Source organism: Mycobacterium intracellulare ATCC 13950 (genome assembly GCF_000277125.1).
GTDB classification, from domain to species: Bacteria; Actinomycetota; Actinomycetes; order Mycobacteriales; family Mycobacteriaceae; genus Mycobacterium; species Mycobacterium intracellulare.
Window position 1 is genome coordinate 2,656,870 of record NC_016946.1, and the last position, 17,428, is coordinate 2,674,297.

Consider the following 17,428-nt stretch of genomic DNA (forward strand, 5'->3'; position numbering starts at 1 on the left):
TGTGAGGCCGGATGCCCGCTCACCACAGGAGGTTGGACGGGTCGATCAGGACATAGTCGCTATCCGATGTCTGGAGCTCAATGCCGCGGGGCATCGCGGCTTTGGCCCAGGATTGGGGCACCGACAGTGCCCCGATCGAGGACGCGCGACCTAACCGCGCCGTTGCCGAGGTCGTAGCGCCGCCGACCTGACCCGGGAGTGGCAGCAACGCTGCGGCCCTTTTCAGTGACGCTGTCTTGTTAAGCGAACTCAGACGGCTTATCGCGAAGTCGGTGGGAGCGGACAGTGAACCCAGTTTTGACAGCGGTGATGTCGCCGCGGACAGGCATGCGTCGAATGTCGTTATCGGCGAACGAGACAGCGCCCGCAGCGCTCGGGGAATCACGGGCATCACGTGGCCGCCGGCCGATACCACTTGCGGAGCCGCGATCAGGCTCCACGCGGTTTCTGCGACCGCGGGGTCGTGCTGGCCCGATCCCACGGTCGGCGGCGAGTCGAATGGTGCCAGAGTTGACGCGGCCGCAGCGGCTGCGGCATAGGCGTACATGGCGTCGGCGTCCTGTGCCCAGATCCGTTCGTAGCCAGCGTCCGTGTCGGCGATTGCGGGGCCGTTTTGGGCCAGGCCGTTTGCCGTCACGAGCGCCAGCCGCAGCGCGCGGTTGGCGTCGATCACCGACGGCGGCACCACCGCCCCTAACGCGGACTCGAATGCGTCGGCGGACGCTCTCGCTTGGCGCGCGGCCTGCCGCGCGCGGGCGGCGACGGCATTGAGCCATGCGGTAAAGGACACCACCGCCGCCGCGATCGCGATCGACTTCGGGTGCTGCTCTACCTGGAATAGCATCGACGCCACCGAGCCATAGCTCTCCGCGATGTCGTATAACTGCGCCGCCGTTTCATCCCACGCCTCAGCCGCCAGGCTCATCGAGGCCGAGCCGGGACCTGAATACAGTCGGCCGGAGTTGATTTCCGGTGGTAGCTCACCGAGACTCACTGATTACTCACTTCAGGTGCGCGTCACCTAACGACGGCCGAGCGCGATGCGCCTGTCCGCTCAAGCGAATGGCCCGCCGGTGCCACGAACGCCTTATTGAGCGTGAGGCTCCGTTCGGCCTTGGGATACCAGCCTTGCGGTGCGTATTGGCTGGTGTGCAGGTAGCACTGGACCCGCACCTCAGCGCTGCCGGGCGTGAAGGTGAGCAGCCTGCTGATCGGAAGTGTGGTGATGGGCATATGGTGGCGGCTCAGTGATGCGACGTTGAGAAACCATGTGCCCCAGCGTTTTTCGATATGGGCTTTGCCGCCATAGCTGTCGTCGGGGTGGGTGTGGGTGTGCCCGGCGATCCACAAGTGAACCCGGCCGGGATGTTCGGTGAGGAAGTCTTCGAACGCCCCGGAGTCTGGTTTGCTGTCCACCCAGTACAGATAGGACGCCGCGTGTGGGGTTCCGAGTTCGAACGGGCGATGATAGTGCTCCAGCAGCTGTCCGTCCGGCCCTTTGCGAACGCCTTCCCACTCCCCGGAGGCCACGGTGGTGTCCTTGAGGACGTAATGGTGGACGACGATGATGATCGAATCGGGGTTGCTCAGCACCATGTGTTTCCACCAGCGGAACGCCTCGCCGCTGACGACGCCGCCCGGGTTGCCGCCGAGCGGGCCCCGCCCCACGGTCTGGGTGGGTTCGTTGCGGTCGCTGAGCATGAGGAACAAGAGGTTGCCCACCCGGAAGGAATAGTGGTCCCACGCGCCCTCGACTGGATAAGGTCGCGCGTTGGCGTCGACTCCGGAGAATTCGGTGTGCTGTCCGAGGGGATCCACCCACTTCTGCCACCACCATGCCTCGGGCTCGTGTAGGCCGCTGCGATCGTGATTGCCGCAGACGCTGTAGATGGCCTCGCGTCGGTGGCGACGCAGGCTCGCGAACTGACGGCGAAGCTCGGATCCCTCGGCGTCGTCGGGAAGATGGTGATGGGCCCCGGACATGTCGCCGACGTCGATGGCGATATCCCACTCGAACGGTGGGCCACCTTCGGATCCGCCGGCCTCCGAATGCGTTATCGCCTCGGCCAGGCTCCGTCTGCCGTAGCGCTTGTCTGTCCCGACGTGCGCATCACCGAACGCCCAAAGACGAAATGGGCTGTCCGGCAGTCGATGATCGTGGTGGTCCTCCGGCATGGGGCTCCTTGTCCGAGTGGATGGTCGAGTCATTCAGAATTGGTTTCGATCAGTCCCCAATACCGGCGGATACGCTGATCGGCCGCGTCGAAGACGGCGTCGATGGCAATGCCGATCAAAAGGATCACGATCATGATGGCAATCGCCGACGGCATATCGCTGAGGTTCTGAGAGTTTTCCAACAGCACCCCGATCGACGCGGTGTCGCTGATCAGCACCACCAATTCGCCGGCCATCAAGCTACGCCAGGCGAACGCCCATCCCTGGCGCAGGCCGGCGACGAACATCGGTAGCGAGGCGGGCAGAATTACGTGCCGGTAGAGCCCAAAGCCGTGCAATCCCAAGTTTTTTGCGACCCGCAGCTGCAGGGGCGGGATTTGTCCGGCTCCGGCGAGCACCCCGGTGGCCACCGACGGTGCGGCGCCGATGACGACGACGAACAGGATCGCCGACGTGTGCAGCCCGAAGAAAATGATGGCGAAGGGAAACCAGGCGATGGCCGGCATGGTCTGCAGACCGGTGATCACCGGCCCGAATGCCGTGCGCAGCAGCCGGTTTTGCGCGATCACTGCGCCGACGACCGAGCCGATGAGCAATGCCAGCGCGAAACCGGCCAGCGCACGGCACATCGTGATCCCGATCGCGTCCCACAGCACGGCCTCATGCAGCCGCTGCCAGAGGTTGGCCGCGACGGTTCCGGGGCCGGGCAGCACGAATGACGGCTTCCACCCGCTGAGGTACACGAGCTGCCAGATCAGCAGAACCATCGCGACGGCAAAGACTTTCGCCCGCATCGCCGCCAGCACCGACCTGATCCGCATGCGGTTCGGGTGCGGCGCTTGCGGCGTCGATGCAGGCCGGTGACTCTTGGTAGCGAGATCGCTGTCAAGCACCGCCACGGTTTCCCTCGTTCCGTAGCTGGGTGGAGATGCGGGAGGCCAATTCGGCAACGCCCGGGTTGTTGACTCTGTGGCGCCGCGCCACCGGGACCGCGATCTCTTCGACGATGCGACCGGGCCGCGGGCTGAGCAATACGACACGATCGGCGAGTCGCACTGCCTCGCGAACGTTGTGCGTAACGAACACGACGGTCAGTCCGCGTTCGTCAACGATGCGCTCGAGTTCTTCGTGCAGGCGATCACGGGTCAGGGCATCCAGCGCCCCGAACGGCTCGTCCATCAGCAAGACGTCGGCGTCTTGGGCGAGCGCACGCGCCAATGCGACGCGCTGCTGCATGCCACCGGACAGCTGATGAGGACGGTTGTCGGCAAAGTCAGCCAAGCCGACCGTTTGCAACAAGTCAGTCGTCCGCTGGCGGCGTTGCGGGCGCGGCACCGAGCGCGCCCGCAAGGCCAACTCGACGTTGGCGGCCGACGTCAGCCATGGGAACAGTGCCGGTTCCTGAAACATCAAGGCCACCCGTTGCCCATCGGTGCTGAGCTCGCCGGCGGACGGTTGGTCCATCCCGGCGATCAGCGACAGCAGTGAGCTCTTACCGCAGCCGGATGCCCCCACAACGCAGACGAATTCACCGGAGTTGACCGTCAAGGTGATGGAATCGAGGGCTGTGACGGCCGACCGGCCCCGGCCGTACTGCTTGGTCACGTCGGTGAGGCGCACGGCCCGTGGCGTTTGCGAGCTGGCGTCGCGTGGCGGCCCGCTGAGGTGATCAGACTGAACGTAGTGGATCACGGGTCACCTGCGGCTTGCCGGCTCGGCGAGGACTTTGTTGAGCGGTCCCGGCTCGTACAGGCCGCTGATATCGAGTGGCTTCAGCAACCCTATGGCCACCGCCTTGGCGACCTGGTCGCGCAGTGAGGCCATTCCGGGATCGTTGGTGTAGGTGGTTTCCTCGAAGGAGGCCGCGAGTACATCCGGTTCAAGCCCCTTGCCAAGATCTTTCGCCAGCGCGGCATTGGCAGATTGGGCCGCGCCAACGCGGTCCGTGGCGATACGTTCGGTCGCCTCGGCCTGGGCGCGCAGCAGTCCGGCGACCGCGTCAGGATGGGCCGCAAGGAATTCTTGGCGGACGACCAGGACGGTGATGGTGTTGGGGTCCGACCACAGTCGCACCCCACCGGCCTTGATCATCTGCACGTCGAAAGGCGCGGAGTCGATGGCGCCGGCAATTTGGTCGGTAAGGAATTGCTGGACGATCGCCGATTCCGGGTTGGTCGGTTTGACCGAAACATCGCCGCCTCCTTGGATATTCGTCTTCAACCCGTTGCGGGCGAGCCAGTCGCGGAGGCTGACGTCCTGGGTCCCGCCGAGCGCGGGGTCCGCCACGGTCTTCCCTTTGAGGTCTGCTGCCGTCTTGATGTCGGGTTTGACGACCATCGAGGTACCTCCGCTGGCCGCGCCGGAGATGATCTTGATCGCTTTCCCTCCCGATTTCTGCCAGGCGTTGAAGGCGGGATTGGGACCGACGTAGGCGGCGTCGAGTTGGCCAGACAGCAGCGCGGTCACTTCCTCGGTGCCCCGACTGAATGGCTTTGCGGTGAAGTTGACTTGGGGTCCGAGTTGCTTGGCGAAGAAGCCGTCGTGGAGAGCCACCAGTGCCGAGGCGTGCGTGATGCGCGGCAGATATCCCAGGCGCAGCGATACGGCGGAGGAGGTCGGCGACGCGCCCTGGCTCGAGCACCCGGACAGCACGGCGACGGTAGCTGACGCGGCAATCAGCGCGATGAGCTTGCTGCCGAATCGGTGCAGTGACATGGTTTCCTCGAATCGAACGGATCAGAACCTGGCGGATTTGGCCGCGGCTCACAACGAGAGTTGCTGCCGTACCGCGGGAGCGGTGAGTGCTGATGGCGCGGCGGTGCGCGCTCGTCAGACGGCCCTGGGGGCCGGACAAGCCGCGCAAGTGATGCGGCGCAAGTCGATGTGGAGGCGGCGGGTAAGGCCGGTTCGAAGTCGGCTCACCACGGGGTCCCCACGGTTCGGGTCACGAACAGCGGGCTTGTCCATACCTGATGCCCATCGAATTGCTTGCCGCGCACGTATATTGCGCTGTCGCCCTTGGGCAGCTGCAGGTTGAGCGCGCCGGTGACGGTGGTCGGCAGTGCCATCGGGTCGGCGATGCGTTCGAGGCGGACGCGCAGATTGAGACCGCCGACCGCGATGTCACGATGTCCGTCGGCGACGAGCTCCGCCCCGGAAAGGCTCGCCCGGGTGCGCAGGCCGTCTTCCTGCACCGTCGCGTCGAGTTCGAAGCGCGCACGGCTCAGGTCGGCGAGCCGTATCACGATGCCGATATCCGCCCCGTAAGTCTTGGTATCCCAAGCCACGGCCGATCCGTCGACATCGATGATCTGCTCGGGATGGGTGATCGCCCACGGCGTTACCTGTTCGACGGCGGTGCCATCGATACCCAGTCGGCCCGACCAACTGGCCCAGCGGTAGCGGTCACGGTGCCGAGCGCCACCCCAGCTGACGCGAACCAGGTTGGGCGAAAGCCCCGTCTCGGCGTGCAGGTCACGACGCCAGAGCAAACCGGCGCTGTCGTAGACCGTCACGTCATCCCATCCCGTCGTGCCATACAAGGCGTAACCGGCGGTCAGTTCTCCGGCGTCAGCGGCGAACTCGTCACCCATCCAGTTCTCACCGCTGCGCAGCAGGGCGACCGCGCGCGCACCGGTTGTGGCCCAGGTGCGGCGGGCGCGCAGCGAACGACCGACGTCTGCGGCGGAAAGGGCCGGCGCGAGGACGCCGGTGAGCCCGCCGAAGCCGCCGAAGATGTTGGCGCCCGGCGCCCCGGCCCCCGGCCGTCCGCGGTGTTCATCGCTGGCGGCGCTCGCCCCCAGCCGTAGGCCGCGCGCCAGGGCGTCTTCGAAGAACCATGGGCTACTCCCCCAGGCCGAATGCACCTCGATCAGCCGCTCGAGCTCGGGGTGGTGCCAGTCCAGGATCGCTCGTCGCCCGCCCACGTGCGGGATCAAGAGATAAGACTCCGGGTCCTTCTCGTAGGCGGCGTATAACTGGGTGACCGGCCAGGTCTGCGGGGTGGGCGCCGTGGTCGCCATGCGCTGGTGCCATTCCAGCGAGCGGGCCAACGTGGTGTCCTCACCGAGGAAGACGACATTGTGGTCACCGCCGGCGCCGGCGGTACCGCACCACTCCACTCCGGGATAGCAGACAAATGCGCCATCCTCGGTGATCTGCCTGCACGCCCTGACGACGTCGTCCCACGTGTCGTCGGTGATCTGAAAGTCGTTGGCGGTATACCCAAGTACGTCGAGCGCGGCGATATCGCGCGCGTAGTGCAGGTTCCAGTCGGTGTCCTGAGTGCCGACGGTGTCGTTGGAATGAACGTGCAGGTCGCAGAAGTACGCCCGCGGCGACGGGAAGTCGTCGACGATGTCGATCACGGTCTCACCGCCCTGCAGCACGGCTGTGCTTGTCTCGGCGGCAACGTCGATGCGGGCGGCGACCGGCGGCACGCGGAGCGACGCCTTGGACCACCCGTTCGCAGGCGTACGGGCGCTGTCCACGACGACACCGTCGATGAGCGCATGCATCGCCGCGGCAACGTCGGAACAGGTGTTGCCCCAACGGTCTTGCAGATGGGCATGCAGGTGCACCGCCGGCGCCTCGCTGCGCACGATGCGAGGGCCGTGCACGACGACTCGTTCGGGTGCACCCGGTACGACCGCAATTCGATGCACATCAGCGCGCGCCATGCGCGAAGTGCCCAGCGGGTCGACGAACAGGTGGACCTCGAACTCGTCTTCCACGAAAGTCTGCACGCGCGTCCCGGGGCCGCCGAAACGGCGGTCGCCGCAGCGGATCTCGATCACATCACCGGGACGGAGGTAACCGTCCACGACGTGGATCAGTAGTGACTTCTGAAATGGCCGCTCCCCGCCTTTGACGTCATATCTCGTGACCAGTTGCTGCACCGTCGCGGCACTGTCGTCGGAGGCCCCGCCGATCAGGGACCGATTCACCAAGCGGGCGGTCGCGAAGTCGCGGGCGTCCGGCGACGTTGTCTGCAGATCCCAATCCGAGTAGTAGCGGAAGCACAGCTTCAGCCAACCGCTGTCGGCAATGCCGGATCCCCCGACGGTGTAGGTGAACACCAACTCCTCGAGAGAACCCGCGACCACCCGGTCATGCGAGCAGCGCAACTCCCCCAGGAACGCAAGGCGGTCAAACTGTTCGGTGATTTCGTCGCGCACCGCTGCCACCGAGCAGTCATTGCCGGCCATGCCTGGCTGCGGACGCACCACGATGCCGGCAGCCGCCAAGGCAGCCGGTGACGACGGATCCGCGGACATGCCGTTGATCCTGAAGGCAACGCATCCACGAGTCCAGTGAATAGATATGATGCGATTAATCACGAAAGATGAAGGATTGTGAACCTGCAGCAATTGCGCTACGTCGTGGCGTTGGCCGAGGCGAATAGTTTCACCAAGGCGGCCGAGGCGATGTTCGTCGTGCCATCAGCCTTGAGCCAGCAGGTCGGTCGGTTCGAAAGTGAGATCGGCTTACGGCTGTTCGAACGGACGACCCGCTCGGTCTCGCTGACCCCCGCCGGTGAAGCGCTGATGCCGCTGGTGCGCCAGGTGGTTGCCGGCATTGACCAGATCGCCGTTGACGCACAGGCTCTCGGCGGCACGGTCGTTGGCCGGCTCACGGTCGGGATGATGGAGATCCCATCCGAAAGCCTCGATGTGGCCACTCTGATGGCGACCTTTCACTCGCACTATCCCGACGTCAGCGTGACGTTGCGCAGCGGCGGCAGCGACGTGCTGATCGAGGCGGTCCGCGACCGGAAGCTGGACGTGGCGATCGTGGGCTCCAACGTATCCAGGACCGGCGGTGCCTTGACGTTCACCCATCTGTTCAGCGAGCCGCTCATCGCCGTCATGCCCGCCCACCACCCGCTCACAAAAAAATCATCGGTGTCGATAATTGCGCTGGCCGCATTACCGTTCATCGACTTTCCCCCTGGCTACGGTCTGCGACACGAAACCGACCGCGGCTTCGCCAACGTGACGCGGCGAGTGGCTTTCGAAGTGACGCGTGTCGATGAGGTCACCCACTTCGTGCGCAAAGACCTGGGTGTCGCGTTGCTGCCCGAATCCGTCGCCCGTACCCGCGCTAACGCCGATCCGAGACTGGCACTGCGGCCGGTCGCCGGAGCGGACATGCACCGCCGGGTAAACCTCGTGGCACCGCGCCCTGAAAAGCGCTCCGCCGCATGCCAGGCCTTTGTGGGTTGCGTCGCCGACCACATCGAACAGACCGTGCCGTCTCGCGACGCGTTGTCGAAAAAGACTGCGGGAACCTCGAAGCGGACGCGCCGCTCCAACTGATGCATGCCGTCGCCTTGTCGGTGGCACGGCCGGCGTTCGATGGTCGCGCGGTGCAGCACATGGACATGCGGCTCAGGCGCTGGACGCCATGAAGTTCGATGGCGACGCAATGTCATCGCCGTTCGAGCGGGAAGCCGGCAAACGGGCTCGCGGCCAAAGTGCCCCTTTCGAATTATTTGACGCCGAGATTTTTACTAATGAAAATTGTTTTATCGGGCAACGTTTCGTGCGGAAATTGGCTTCCGTTCACGCCGGGGTACTTCGCGATTCGTCCGAGGTAGACGGGGCGTAGGGGTGCTTCTGCAGACCCCCATCGCCAAGGCGCGCCCACTGCCCTCGGGGGTGGTGACCGTGCGGAGTCGGCCCTTGTTGGTCGATGTTGCTTCCGCCGGAGCTGGCTAGTCTTCTGGGCACACGAGCATTCGAGCCATCGGCGGCCAGGGTTTGCGATGGCTGAGCGTGCTGAATGCTGTTGAAGGACAACGTTATCGGCGGTTGAGATGCTGGCCGACGTTGGCCAAATCCGGTTGCGGAGGGAAGCAATGGAATTCGGAGCGTTACCGCCGGAGATCAACTCCGGCAGGATCTACTCAGGCCCCGGGCCAGCTCCGTTGTTGGCCGCCGCGGCCGCCTGGGATGGATTGGCGTCCGAATTACATTCCACGGCAGCGTCTTACGGGACTGTGATCTCGGAGTTGAAAGCAGGTTGGAATGGCCCCTCCTCGATTGCAATGGCGTCGGCGGCGGCACCGTACGTTGCGTGGCTGATCGGGAGCGCCGCGCAGGCCGAGCAGTCGGCCAGTCAGGCGAAGGCGGCGGCGGGCGCGTATGAGGCGGTCTTCGCGGCCACGGTGCCGCCGCCGGTGATCGCGGCCAACCGGGCGTTGTTGGCGTCACTGGTCGCGACCAACATCCTGGGCCAAAACACCCCGGCCATCGCGGCCACCGAGGCCCAGTACGCCGAGATGTGGGCCCAAGACGCGGCCGCGATGTATGGCTATGCGGGTTCCTCGGCGGCCGCGACTCAACTGGCCCCGTTCACCACGCCGCCGACGACCACCGACGGCGGCGCGGAAACCAACCAGGCCGCCGCGGTCGCCTCGGCGGCCCAGTCCTCGGCGAGCTCCAACGTGGAATCCGCGGTCTCCCAGGCGCTCTCGCAGGCCCCAGCTGCGGCACAAACCGCGGCGACGACGTCGCCGGGAATCTCGCTCGGCCTCGGGGAAGCCACGGGAGGCCTGAAGAGTTTCAACAACTTCCTCAACGTCCTGACCGGGCCCTACTCGCCGATCGGCATCGGGACCGCGGGGAAGGGTTTTTATCAGCTCGCGCTCAATGTCCGCGGGATGGGCGCCAACCTGGGAAGCATCGGTGGCACACTGCATCCGAAAGGCCTCCATGGGGTTCTGGCTCCGCTGCTGCACAGCGATCTGCTGACCGGCTCCACCTCGTTCCAGCCGGCGGGTGCGGGAGCGGTGTCGGCGGCAGTGGGTCGTGCCGGTGTCGTCGGATCGTTGTCGGTGTCGGCGAACTGGGCCTCGGCCGCGCCCGCGATCAGGACCCTGGCCGCCGAGCTGCCCGAGACGATGCTCGACGCCGCACCGGCGATGACCGTCAATCCCGGCCAGGGCCTGTTCGGCCCCACCGCCCTGTCGAGCCTGGCCGGACGCGCCGTCGGGGGCAGCGCCACCCGCGCGGTGGCCGGGCCGGCGGTCCGGGTGCCCGGGGCGGTGGCCGTTGATGACATCGCCACCACCTCCACGGTCATCGTGATCCCGCCGAACGCGAAATAAGGAAAGGCACGGCCATGGTTTTCGCCGATTTGGCGGCGGTGCCACCAGAGGTCATCTCCATCCAGCTCTACGCCGGTCCGCATCCTCTTACGGCTCGGCGATTTCGAATCTGACCAGCGAGTCGCGGGAGGGTCCGTCGTCGGCCTCCATGGCGGCCGCGGCGGCGCTGGTGCGCCGTGCGCGCCCAATGTTGTTGCGGCACTGGTGCGTCAGGTGTTCGCTTGGTCGCTGGTCAAAGCCCGCTCTGCTGTTCGCAGGACCATGCGGATTCCCAATCCGATTAAGGGCGCATAGAGCCGGGTGAATAAGCCAGCGAGGACGGGGCTTTTGAGGCGGAAGCTTGTTGTCCATAGAACTTCGGTGCCTCCCGGCACCTCCTGCAACGTCACCGAGCCACCGCTGTGTTGCGCTGGCGGCACGGTTGACAGGGCTTGGTAGCTAATCGAGTGTGGCCGTTCGAACGCCGTGACCACTTCGGTGACTTTCGAACCCGAGCTGGCGAATTCACGAATTGAGCCGACTCCAAAAGGCTCTGGCCCATCGACCGGGCGAACGCGGGAGTAAAACATCCCCGGTATGTCACTCCAATTGTTTCCGTTAATGAGCCAGTCGAACACCGCGTCGATCGGCGCGGCGATGGTCCGACGCCGGCTTACCGTCCGCATTGCGCCCATCGATCATTCCGACCGGTAGGTTCGCGGGCCACCGGAGCTGCTGCGCAAAGGGCTGACCGCGCGCATCGCGATCGTCACGGTTGCCATCGATGTCAATGCGGGCCTTTCCCTCGAGGTACGAGCATTATCGAACCGAGGCGGGCGACGGGGTCAAGACCGTGCTGGCAAATCGAGAACAATTTGCGGTTCCGAGATCCAGACTCCCGCTTACGATCCCTGCGCGAGCTCCAACGCCGCCGCGACGACCGGCTTGGCCCAAGCCGGTGTGGAGCTCAAGTCGGACGGCCCGACGATGCGGCCGCGGTCCATGTGCAACACCAAGACCGGCTTCGGCGCCTGCCCCTCGGCGGGATCGGCGCTCGCCGAGTTGTCATACATCCGCAACCCGGTGAGCACCGGCAGTAGTTTCACGAGATTGATCAGGCTGTGGCGGTAACGGCGACGGACGTCGGCGTCGGAAATGTCATGCCCGCCGGCGCGGACCCGTTGGCGGACCCGCTCGATGCAGGTATCGGCGCTGTCGAGGCCGACATAGAAAACATGGACCTCGAGTCCGCGCTTGGCGGCCTCGGCCAGCAGTGCCGGCATCGTGGTGCCGCCGAGCGTGGTCTCGAAGGTGAAGTCGAGGCGTTGATCGATCGCCCGCTGCAGCATCTTTCGGCCCTGTTCCCACGCCGCGGCGTTGGCCTCGGCCTGGCCCAATCCGGGGTTGGCCGCCATGATCTCTCGCGCGGCCTCGTCCGGGTTGTAGTACTCACCGCCCTTGTCGCGGATCGTCGCGCCCACGACGCTGCTCTTGCCGACGCCGTTGACGCCCGCCAACACGTGTATCTGCGCCGGTGTCGTCGTGCGAGCCATGGGCCGCGCCGGATCAGCGCAGCGGCGCGGTGCGTGCCGCCTTCACCGCGGCGGCGCCCAGCTCTTCCGGTGTGGCGTCGAACGCGGCGGCGACCCCGGCTTTGGCCTTCGGCGTCTGCATGGTCGCCAGCAGTTCGTCGAAGCGTGCACTGAGGTCGTCGAGGGCGGGTGCCGCCGTTGCGGCCAGGGCCTCGAATTCGGCGTACGACAGCAGCACTGCCCTGGGGGTGTTGTGCTTGGTGATCACCACCGCCCCGCTGACCGCGGCCTCATCGAAGACTGTGCCGAACTCATTTTTGAGGCGGCTGGCGGTCACCGAGGGGACATCGACGAGCTTGCCGTCGCGGTTGCGGAACGAGACGGTGGACATGGCGCTCCCTCCTTGGTCTGCACCTTAGCCATTCTAGCTGCTTTGTCCATTTTGTACGAATGGCCTATTTTGCGCCGAGAACCTCTGCCTTATCGTTCGGGCACTCATCGAAAAAATTGCGCAGCGCAGTCGCTACAGATGAGCTACCAGCAAGGCGCGCGATGCGTCGCTGTAGCGTGACGGCCGTGAACTCGTTCCGGATGTATTCGTCTGTGGCGCTCGCGGCCGGCGCCGCGGCAACCGCTCTCCTGCTCGCTGGATCGGGCACGGCCAACGCGGCCGACTCGTGCCCAACCGCGGCACCGCAGAATGGTGGAACGCCTGACTGGACCCTCGCCGGGAACACGGGGAGCGTCGCCGTCACCGGGTCCACCGACACGACGGCCCCGCGGGTGACCGTGACGGCACCGTTCGCCGTGACCCAGACGCAGGTGCATACGCTGCGCGCCGGAGATGGACCCGTGGTCTCGAGCACCGCGAAGGTCTCCGTCTGCTACATGGGTGTCAATGGTCGTGACGGGTCGGTGTTCGACAGCAGCTACCAACGCGGCGCCCCCGTCGACTTCCCGCTCACGGGCGTCGTGCCGGGCTTCCAAAAGGCCATCGCGGGACAAAAGGTGGGGTCCACCGTCGCCGTCGCGATGGTCCCCGCGGATGGCTACCCCGAAGGTCAGCCCAGCGCCGGAATCCGCCCGGGTGACACGCTGGTTTTCGCGATCAAGATCCTCAGCACATCGGGCTAGCTCCGCCCGCCAAACACCCTGCGCCGGCGACTAATTCGTCAGCGGGGCGAACATCAGCGCGGGATCGATGCCGAGTTGCTGCGCGACGTGGGCGGTGTCCCAATACTCTCGCCAATGAGCGATCGCACCGTCGCGAACCTCGAAAATGGCTGTGACATAAAACGTGACGGCCACGCCATTCATAGAGTTCACGTCGACTCGTTCGACGACGACGGTGTCGCCGTCGGACACGATCGTGCGGATCTCGCTCCCCTCGACCATGCCGGTCGACAGCGTGTTGTGCTTCTCGAGTTCTGCGCGCGCCGCGTCGCGTCCCCGCACGACCGGGGACAGCGGAACGTGGAGTTGCCACACGAAGTCCTCGGCCATGAGCGCGGTCATCGCGTCGATGTCCATGCTCTCGCCGTAAGCGGCATGTATAAAGTCGACCACGATCTTCTCGTTGTCGTTTTTGGTCGCAACACTTTTCGACATCGCGTTTTCCCTTAAGTGCCAGTGCGGGTGTTCGTCATTCGTCGAACTGTAGAGGGCCGCGCCCGTCGGCGTCCGCGCTTCGCGCGATTCGCGCAGGTATACGAAGCGCTTAGCTCCACGCTGTGGTGGGTACTGCCGTGGCAGCCGCGCGTTCTGCGTCAGACTTGGTTGAATCCACCGTCGGCGGTAACCGTGGATCCCGTGGTGAAGCTGGACAGATCGCTCGCCAAAAAGACCGCGGCATTGGCGATCTCGATGGGATCGGCGAAGCGACCCAATGGAATGGTCGCGATGCGGCCGGCGCGGAACTCTTCGATCGACGCTTCCGGGTCGGTTTGCGCGGCCAGTCTATCGCTGCCCGGGGTGGCGGTGGACCCAGAGACGATGACGTTGACCCGGATGTTGCGGTCGGCGAGCTCGTTGGCCCAGGCGCGGGCCAGTGATCGGACGGCAGCCTTGGTGGCGGCGTAGATGCTCAGCCCGGCGCGGCCGCGGTCGGCGGTGGTGGAGCCCGTCAGGATGACCGAGGCGCCGTCGTTGAGCAGGGGCAGCGCTTTTTGGACGGTGTGCACGACCCCCTTGACGTTGGTGGTCAGCAGCGCGTCGAGGTCATCGTCGGTGATCTCCCCCAGCCGCGCAACCCGGGTCACCCCCGCGTTGGCCATGACGATGTCGAGGCCCCGGCCGGCGGACTCGACCTCCCCATAGAGCCGATCCAAGTCCTCCGGAACGCCGACATCGCCGGCCACGGCGGTTGCCCTCGGTCCCAATTTGCTTGCCGCGGTATCGAGTTCGGTCTGACGCCGGCCCGTGATGAACACCCGTTCGGCACCTTCGGCGAGGAATCGCTCGGCGGTGGCCAGCCCGATCCCCGAATTGGCGCCGGTCACGACGGCGGTCTTGCGGTCGAGCAATCCCATTCAGTTCTCCCGGTGTCGGCGCGGCGGTGTCGGCGGTCTATGCCCGAGTTCGTTTGGAAGCCGGGTCATTTCCAGCAAACCCGATGAGGTATTCGTGCAGCCCCTGCGGTGTCAGCGTGTTCATCGGTGGCGCGCCTCCGGATTCGATGTGCTGTGGCTGTGTGGATGCGTCAGCCGCTTCGTCGACGCCTCGATCATGCCGCGGATCGCCCGCGCTGGCGCCATCGCCCCCTGCGTGAGCGCTCCGGTCTGACCGTATTGTCTGCAGCATGATCGCCGCTTTGATCGTGTCGCCGTGGTCAGTGCCCAGCCGCTTCCGAGCACCCGGCGAATCCGCACGCTAGAGCCGGTACAGGCGCGTGGCAGCTCTGATTCTTGCCCTGGCGGGGCTGGCGTTTCTCGATTCGCTGAACGTCCTCAACGTGGGCGTCGTCTCGGCGGTCATCTTCGACAGCCGGCTCGGTCGCCGCTCCCCCATCCCGGGCGCCTTGAGCTTCGTCGCGGGCGTGTTCGCCGTGACGACCACCTTCGGCCTGTGCACGGTGCTGGGTATCAGCTTCATCACCGAGGCGTTCGATTTTCACATCACGCCGGCCATCCGGTTTCGTGGCGAATTGCTGTTGGGGATCGTGCTGATCGGCTTGGCATACTTCCCGCTGACCGCACAATCGTCGGCGCCCGGCTGGGCGATGGCGGCCATGCGCAAACGTCCGTGGCTGCTCGGATTCCTCGGGCTGGCGGTGGGAAGCGGACAAGCGCCGACCGCGGTGCCCTACCTCACGGGGCTGGCCATGCTGGCCGCGTTGCATCCCCGGCCCCCGCTCTGGCCGCTGGTCATCATCACCTACTGCGCAATCGCGGTGTCGCCGCCGCTGGCGATCCTTGCGCTGTCGATGAGACGAACGGTGCGGGCCGCGCGCATTCAGCGGGGACTGGTGCGCGCGCTCACCCGCTACGGCCCCATGTCGGTGCGGCTTCTGTTTCTCGTTTTCGGGGTCGGCCTCATCGCCGATGCGCTCGTCAATCACAGCGCCCTCTGGTGACGCGCGATCCTTTCTCACGTTCTGCATAGCGAGCTGGATTACGTTGTCGCGTGTGACTGATCGTCAAGCGCGCGCAATGTCGTTCGGATCGATCGCCGAAAACTACGACGGGCTGCGTCCGCAGGCCCCGCGGCAGGCGGTGGACTGGTTGATGCCATCGGAGTGCGAGGTGGCCGTCGACGTGGGCGCGGGGACGGGGCTGTTCACCCGCACGCTCATCGGCAGGGCGGCACAGGTCATCGCCGTCGAGCCCGACGCCCGGATGCGCGCGGTGCTGGCCGAGCGCTCCCCCGGCGTCCGCGTCCTCGAGGGCAGCGGTGAGTCGATCCCACTCCCCGACCGTGCCGCGGACGCCGTGTTCGTCTCGGCGGCGTGGCACTGGATGGATCCCGAACGGGCGGTTCCGGAAATCGGGCGGGTGCTTCGCGACGGCGGGCGCTTCGGCCTGATTTGGACCAGTCGCGATCGCGACGTGGACTGGGTCCGCGACCTCGACCTGCTGCCCGGCGACGAAAGGACTGAGGCGGATGCCCCCGAACGCTTCCGCCAGCTCCACGAAAACGTCACACTCCCCGATCCGCAGATCTTCCACCAGGTGGCCCGCGAGGCGTTCACCTTCGTGCGCACGATGAGGCTCGACGACGTCATCGGGATGGTGGGCACCTACAGCAGATCATCACCGCGTCTCCCGACGACCGCGAACGCCGGCTGGCCAACGCCCGCGCTGTGTTGCGTGAGCGCTTCCCCGCGGCTGATTCGATCGACGTCCCCATGCAGTCCCGCTGCTGGCGCGCCGACCGGATGCCCCGCGGCTGTTAGGCCTGGGGTCCCTCCGACGGCGGCCACGGCGTGCCGGGCGACGCCTCGCCCGGGCTTTCGTAATCGCCGCGAGACAGCGGCACCCACCGCTCGCTGGGCGCGGGCTGCTTCGACGACGGAAAGTCGCGCAGACTGCCCGTCGGCTTGGCGTCCCACTTGGCGAACGTCAACGGCGTCTGCAGCCATGCATGCAGCAGGTTGTAGGCGGCTTCGAGCGAATCGATGTGGGTGCGCTCCCAGCCGTGGCTGCCGTCGAGACCGAAGCCGACGAGCGCGGCGCGGGTGTTCGCGCCCGCCTCGATCGCCGCGGCGGCGTCGGAACGGTAGTAGCGAAAGATGTCGCGCGCGAACGGGATTCCCCGCTCCTGGGCGAGGCGGCAGAGCTTGCGGGTCAGGTGGTAGTCGAAGGGCCCGTGCATATCGGCCATCGGGATCGTCACGCCGTCCTCGAGCGAGTGCTGCCCGGGCGCGCACACCGCGTTGTCCACCGACACCAATTCGGCGACGTCGGCGGGCAGCCCGTGGCTGGCCCCGTGGCCGACCTCCTCGGTGATGGTGACCATGATCGTGGTGCGGTGCGGCAGCACCACCTTGTTCTCGGAGAAGTTCTTGGCCAGCGCGAGCGCGATCGCGACGCCCGCCTTTCCGTCCAGGTGGCGGGAGACGATGAAGCCGTCGGCGGTGAGCTCGGGGCTGGTGATCAACGCGACGAAGTCGCCGATTTGCAGGCCGAGGCGAAGCAGGTCCTCGCGCGAGGACACCTTGCGGTCGATCCGAACCTCGACGTGGTCCCAGTCGGTGGGTTGGGTGTCGATCTCGTCGCCGAACGCATGTCCGCTGGACTTGAGCGGCATGACCGTGCCGGTGATGAACTCGTCGGGGTCGTCGATGAAGATGCGCACGCGGGCTCCCGCGGCGAACCGGGCCGAGAAGGTGCCGACCGGGACCAGTCCCAGGCGGCCGTTGTCCTTGAGGTCGCGGACCATGCAGCCGATGGTGTCCGAATGAACCACCAGCGCCCGGTCGGTGGTCGCCGACTCCCCCGGGAGCTCCGCGGTCAGCGCCCCGCGCCGCGTCAGCGTGAACGGCACGCCGAAGTCGTCGAGGATGTCGCCGATCACCTGCATCACGGCATCCGTGCGCCCCGACGGACTCGGGGTCTGCAGCAGTGCGAGCAGCGTGTCGATCATCCACGTGCGGTCGGCCTCGGCCATGGCCGCGGTCTCGCCCACCTTGTCTCCT

16 protein-coding genes and 1 pseudogene are annotated in these 17,428 nt (G+C 66.1%); 5 read left to right on the forward strand and 12 right to left on the reverse strand.

The window, feature by feature from the left end; genetic code table 11:
* Positions 1-19: 19 nt before the first annotated feature.
* From OCU_RS37290 to OCU_RS37315, 6 genes are all read right to left on the reverse strand, one after another.
* Positions 20-994 carry a PPE family protein gene (locus tag OCU_RS37290; protein WP_014380114.1) on the reverse strand — a complete coding sequence of 325 codons (975 nt, stop codon included), beginning with the start codon at positions 992-994 and terminating at the stop codon, positions 20-22.
* A gap of 23 nt (positions 995-1,017) precedes the next feature.
* Positions 1,018-2,175, reverse strand: coding sequence for a metallophosphoesterase (locus OCU_RS37295; RefSeq protein ID WP_009954574.1), 1,158 nt, complete (start codon positions 2,173-2,175; stop codon positions 1,018-1,020).
* A 29-nt stretch (positions 2,176-2,204) separates the two neighbouring features.
* A complete protein-coding gene (locus OCU_RS37300; protein WP_009954575.1) occupies positions 2,205-2,996 on the reverse strand; it encodes an ABC transporter permease in 792 nt (263 codons plus the stop codon).
* Positions 2,997-3,060: 64 nt separating this feature from the next.
* Positions 3,061-3,795: an ABC transporter ATP-binding protein gene (locus OCU_RS37305; protein WP_009954576.1), complete on the reverse strand. Its 735-nt coding sequence runs from the start codon at positions 3,793-3,795 to the stop codon at positions 3,061-3,063.
* Between the two features lie 75 nt (positions 3,796-3,870).
* Positions 3,871-4,890 carry an ABC transporter substrate-binding protein gene (locus OCU_RS37310; RefSeq protein ID WP_009954577.1) on the reverse strand — a complete coding sequence of 340 codons (1,020 nt, stop codon included), beginning with the start codon at positions 4,888-4,890 and terminating at the stop codon, positions 3,871-3,873.
* Positions 4,891-5,093: 203 nt separating this feature from the next.
* Positions 5,094-7,451, reverse strand: coding sequence for a CehA/McbA family metallohydrolase domain-containing protein (locus tag OCU_RS37315; RefSeq protein WP_009954578.1), 2,358 nt, complete (start codon positions 7,449-7,451; stop codon positions 5,094-5,096).
* Between the two features lie 78 nt (positions 7,452-7,529).
* Between OCU_RS37315 and OCU_RS37320 the strand changes: the two genes are divergently transcribed.
* Both OCU_RS37320 and OCU_RS37325 read left to right on the forward strand, forming a co-directional pair.
* On the forward strand, positions 7,530-8,492 hold the full coding sequence (locus tag OCU_RS37320; protein WP_009954579.1) for a LysR family transcriptional regulator: 963 nt from the start codon (positions 7,530-7,532) through the stop codon (positions 8,490-8,492).
* 542 nt (positions 8,493-9,034) lie between these two features.
* A complete protein-coding gene (locus OCU_RS37325; protein ID WP_041787065.1) occupies positions 9,035-10,285 on the forward strand; it encodes a PPE family protein in 1,251 nt (416 codons plus the stop codon).
* A 209-nt stretch (positions 10,286-10,494) separates the two neighbouring features.
* Here OCU_RS37325 and OCU_RS50480 read toward each other — a convergent pair whose 3' ends face one another.
* The 3 genes from OCU_RS50480 to OCU_RS37335 all read right to left on the reverse strand — a co-directional run bounded on the left by OCU_RS50480 (position 10,495) and on the right by OCU_RS37335 (position 12,187).
* Positions 10,495-10,959, reverse strand: a complete 465-nt coding sequence (locus OCU_RS50480; RefSeq protein ID WP_225331369.1) for an SRPBCC family protein — start codon at positions 10,957-10,959, stop codon at positions 10,495-10,497.
* A gap of 207 nt (positions 10,960-11,166) precedes the next feature.
* A complete protein-coding gene (locus OCU_RS37330; protein ID WP_014380118.1) occupies positions 11,167-11,817 on the reverse strand; it encodes an AAA family ATPase in 651 nt (216 codons plus the stop codon).
* A 13-nt stretch (positions 11,818-11,830) separates the two neighbouring features.
* Positions 11,831-12,187: a type II toxin-antitoxin system prevent-host-death family antitoxin gene (locus OCU_RS37335; RefSeq protein WP_008256608.1), complete on the reverse strand. Its 357-nt coding sequence runs from the start codon at positions 12,185-12,187 to the stop codon at positions 11,831-11,833.
* A 185-nt stretch (positions 12,188-12,372) separates the two neighbouring features.
* On the opposite strand from OCU_RS37335, the gene OCU_RS37340 reads away from it, so the two are divergent.
* A complete protein-coding gene (locus tag OCU_RS37340; RefSeq protein ID WP_009957154.1) occupies positions 12,373-12,930 on the forward strand; it encodes an FKBP-type peptidyl-prolyl cis-trans isomerase in 558 nt (185 codons plus the stop codon).
* 30 nt (positions 12,931-12,960) lie between these two features.
* On the opposite strand, the gene OCU_RS37345 is transcribed toward OCU_RS37340, so the two are convergent.
* Both OCU_RS37345 and OCU_RS37350 read right to left on the reverse strand, forming a co-directional pair.
* Positions 12,961-13,326, reverse strand: a complete 366-nt coding sequence (locus tag OCU_RS37345; protein ID WP_231119642.1) for a limonene-1,2-epoxide hydrolase family protein — start codon at positions 13,324-13,326, stop codon at positions 12,961-12,963.
* A 236-nt stretch (positions 13,327-13,562) separates the two neighbouring features.
* On the reverse strand, positions 13,563-14,324 hold the full coding sequence (locus OCU_RS37350; RefSeq protein ID WP_008256611.1) for an SDR family NAD(P)-dependent oxidoreductase: 762 nt from the start codon (positions 14,322-14,324) through the stop codon (positions 13,563-13,565).
* 359 nt (positions 14,325-14,683) lie between these two features.
* Between OCU_RS37350 and OCU_RS37355 the strand changes: the two genes are divergently transcribed.
* Both OCU_RS37355 and OCU_RS50485 read left to right on the forward strand, forming a co-directional pair.
* A complete protein-coding gene (locus tag OCU_RS37355; RefSeq protein ID WP_008256612.1) occupies positions 14,684-15,367 on the forward strand; it encodes a GAP family protein in 684 nt (227 codons plus the stop codon).
* Positions 15,368-15,419: 52 nt separating this feature from the next.
* Positions 15,420-16,186: pseudogene (locus OCU_RS50485) on the forward strand (class I SAM-dependent methyltransferase).
* Here OCU_RS50485 and OCU_RS37360 read toward each other — a convergent pair.
* Positions 16,183-17,418: an osmoprotectant NAGGN system M42 family peptidase gene (locus tag OCU_RS37360; RefSeq protein WP_009957156.1), complete on the reverse strand. Its 1,236-nt coding sequence runs from the start codon at positions 17,416-17,418 to the stop codon at positions 16,183-16,185. The pseudogene OCU_RS50485 and the gene OCU_RS37360 overlap by 4 nt on opposite strands.
* Positions 17,419-17,428: the final 10 nt, after the last annotated feature.

Excerpts from the sequence above, each read along its gene's own strand:
- OCU_RS37310 (WP_009954577.1), bottom strand. The coding sequence starts at position 4,890 with ATGTCACTGCACCGATTCGGCAGCAAGCTCATCGCGCTGATTGCCGCG.
- OCU_RS37295 (WP_009954574.1), bottom strand. The coding sequence starts at position 2,175 with ATGCCGGAGGACCACCACGATCATCGACTGCCGGACAGCCCATTTCGT.
- OCU_RS37350 (WP_008256611.1), bottom strand. The coding sequence starts at position 14,324 with ATGGGATTGCTCGACCGCAAGACCGCCGTCGTGACCGGCGCCAATTCG.
- OCU_RS37345 (WP_231119642.1), bottom strand. The coding sequence starts at position 13,326 with ATGGACATCGACGCGATGACCGCGCTCATGGCCGAGGACTTCGTGTGG.
- OCU_RS50480 (WP_225331369.1), bottom strand. The coding sequence starts at position 10,959 with ATGGGCGCAATGCGGACGGTAAGCCGGCGTCGGACCATCGCCGCGCCG.
- OCU_RS37330 (WP_014380118.1), bottom strand. The coding sequence starts at position 11,817 with ATGGCTCGCACGACGACACCGGCGCAGATACACGTGTTGGCGGGCGTC.
- OCU_RS37300 (WP_009954575.1), bottom strand. The coding sequence starts at position 2,996 with ATGCGGATCAGGTCGGTGCTGGCGGCGATGCGGGCGAAAGTCTTTGCC.
- OCU_RS37335 (WP_008256608.1), bottom strand. The coding sequence starts at position 12,187 with ATGTCCACCGTCTCGTTCCGCAACCGCGACGGCAAGCTCGTCGATGTC.
- OCU_RS37325 (WP_041787065.1), top strand. The coding sequence starts at position 9,035 with ATGGAATTCGGAGCGTTACCGCCGGAGATCAACTCCGGCAGGATCTAC.
- OCU_RS37315 (WP_009954578.1), bottom strand. The coding sequence starts at position 7,451 with ATGTCCGCGGATCCGTCGTCACCGGCTGCCTTGGCGGCTGCCGGCATC.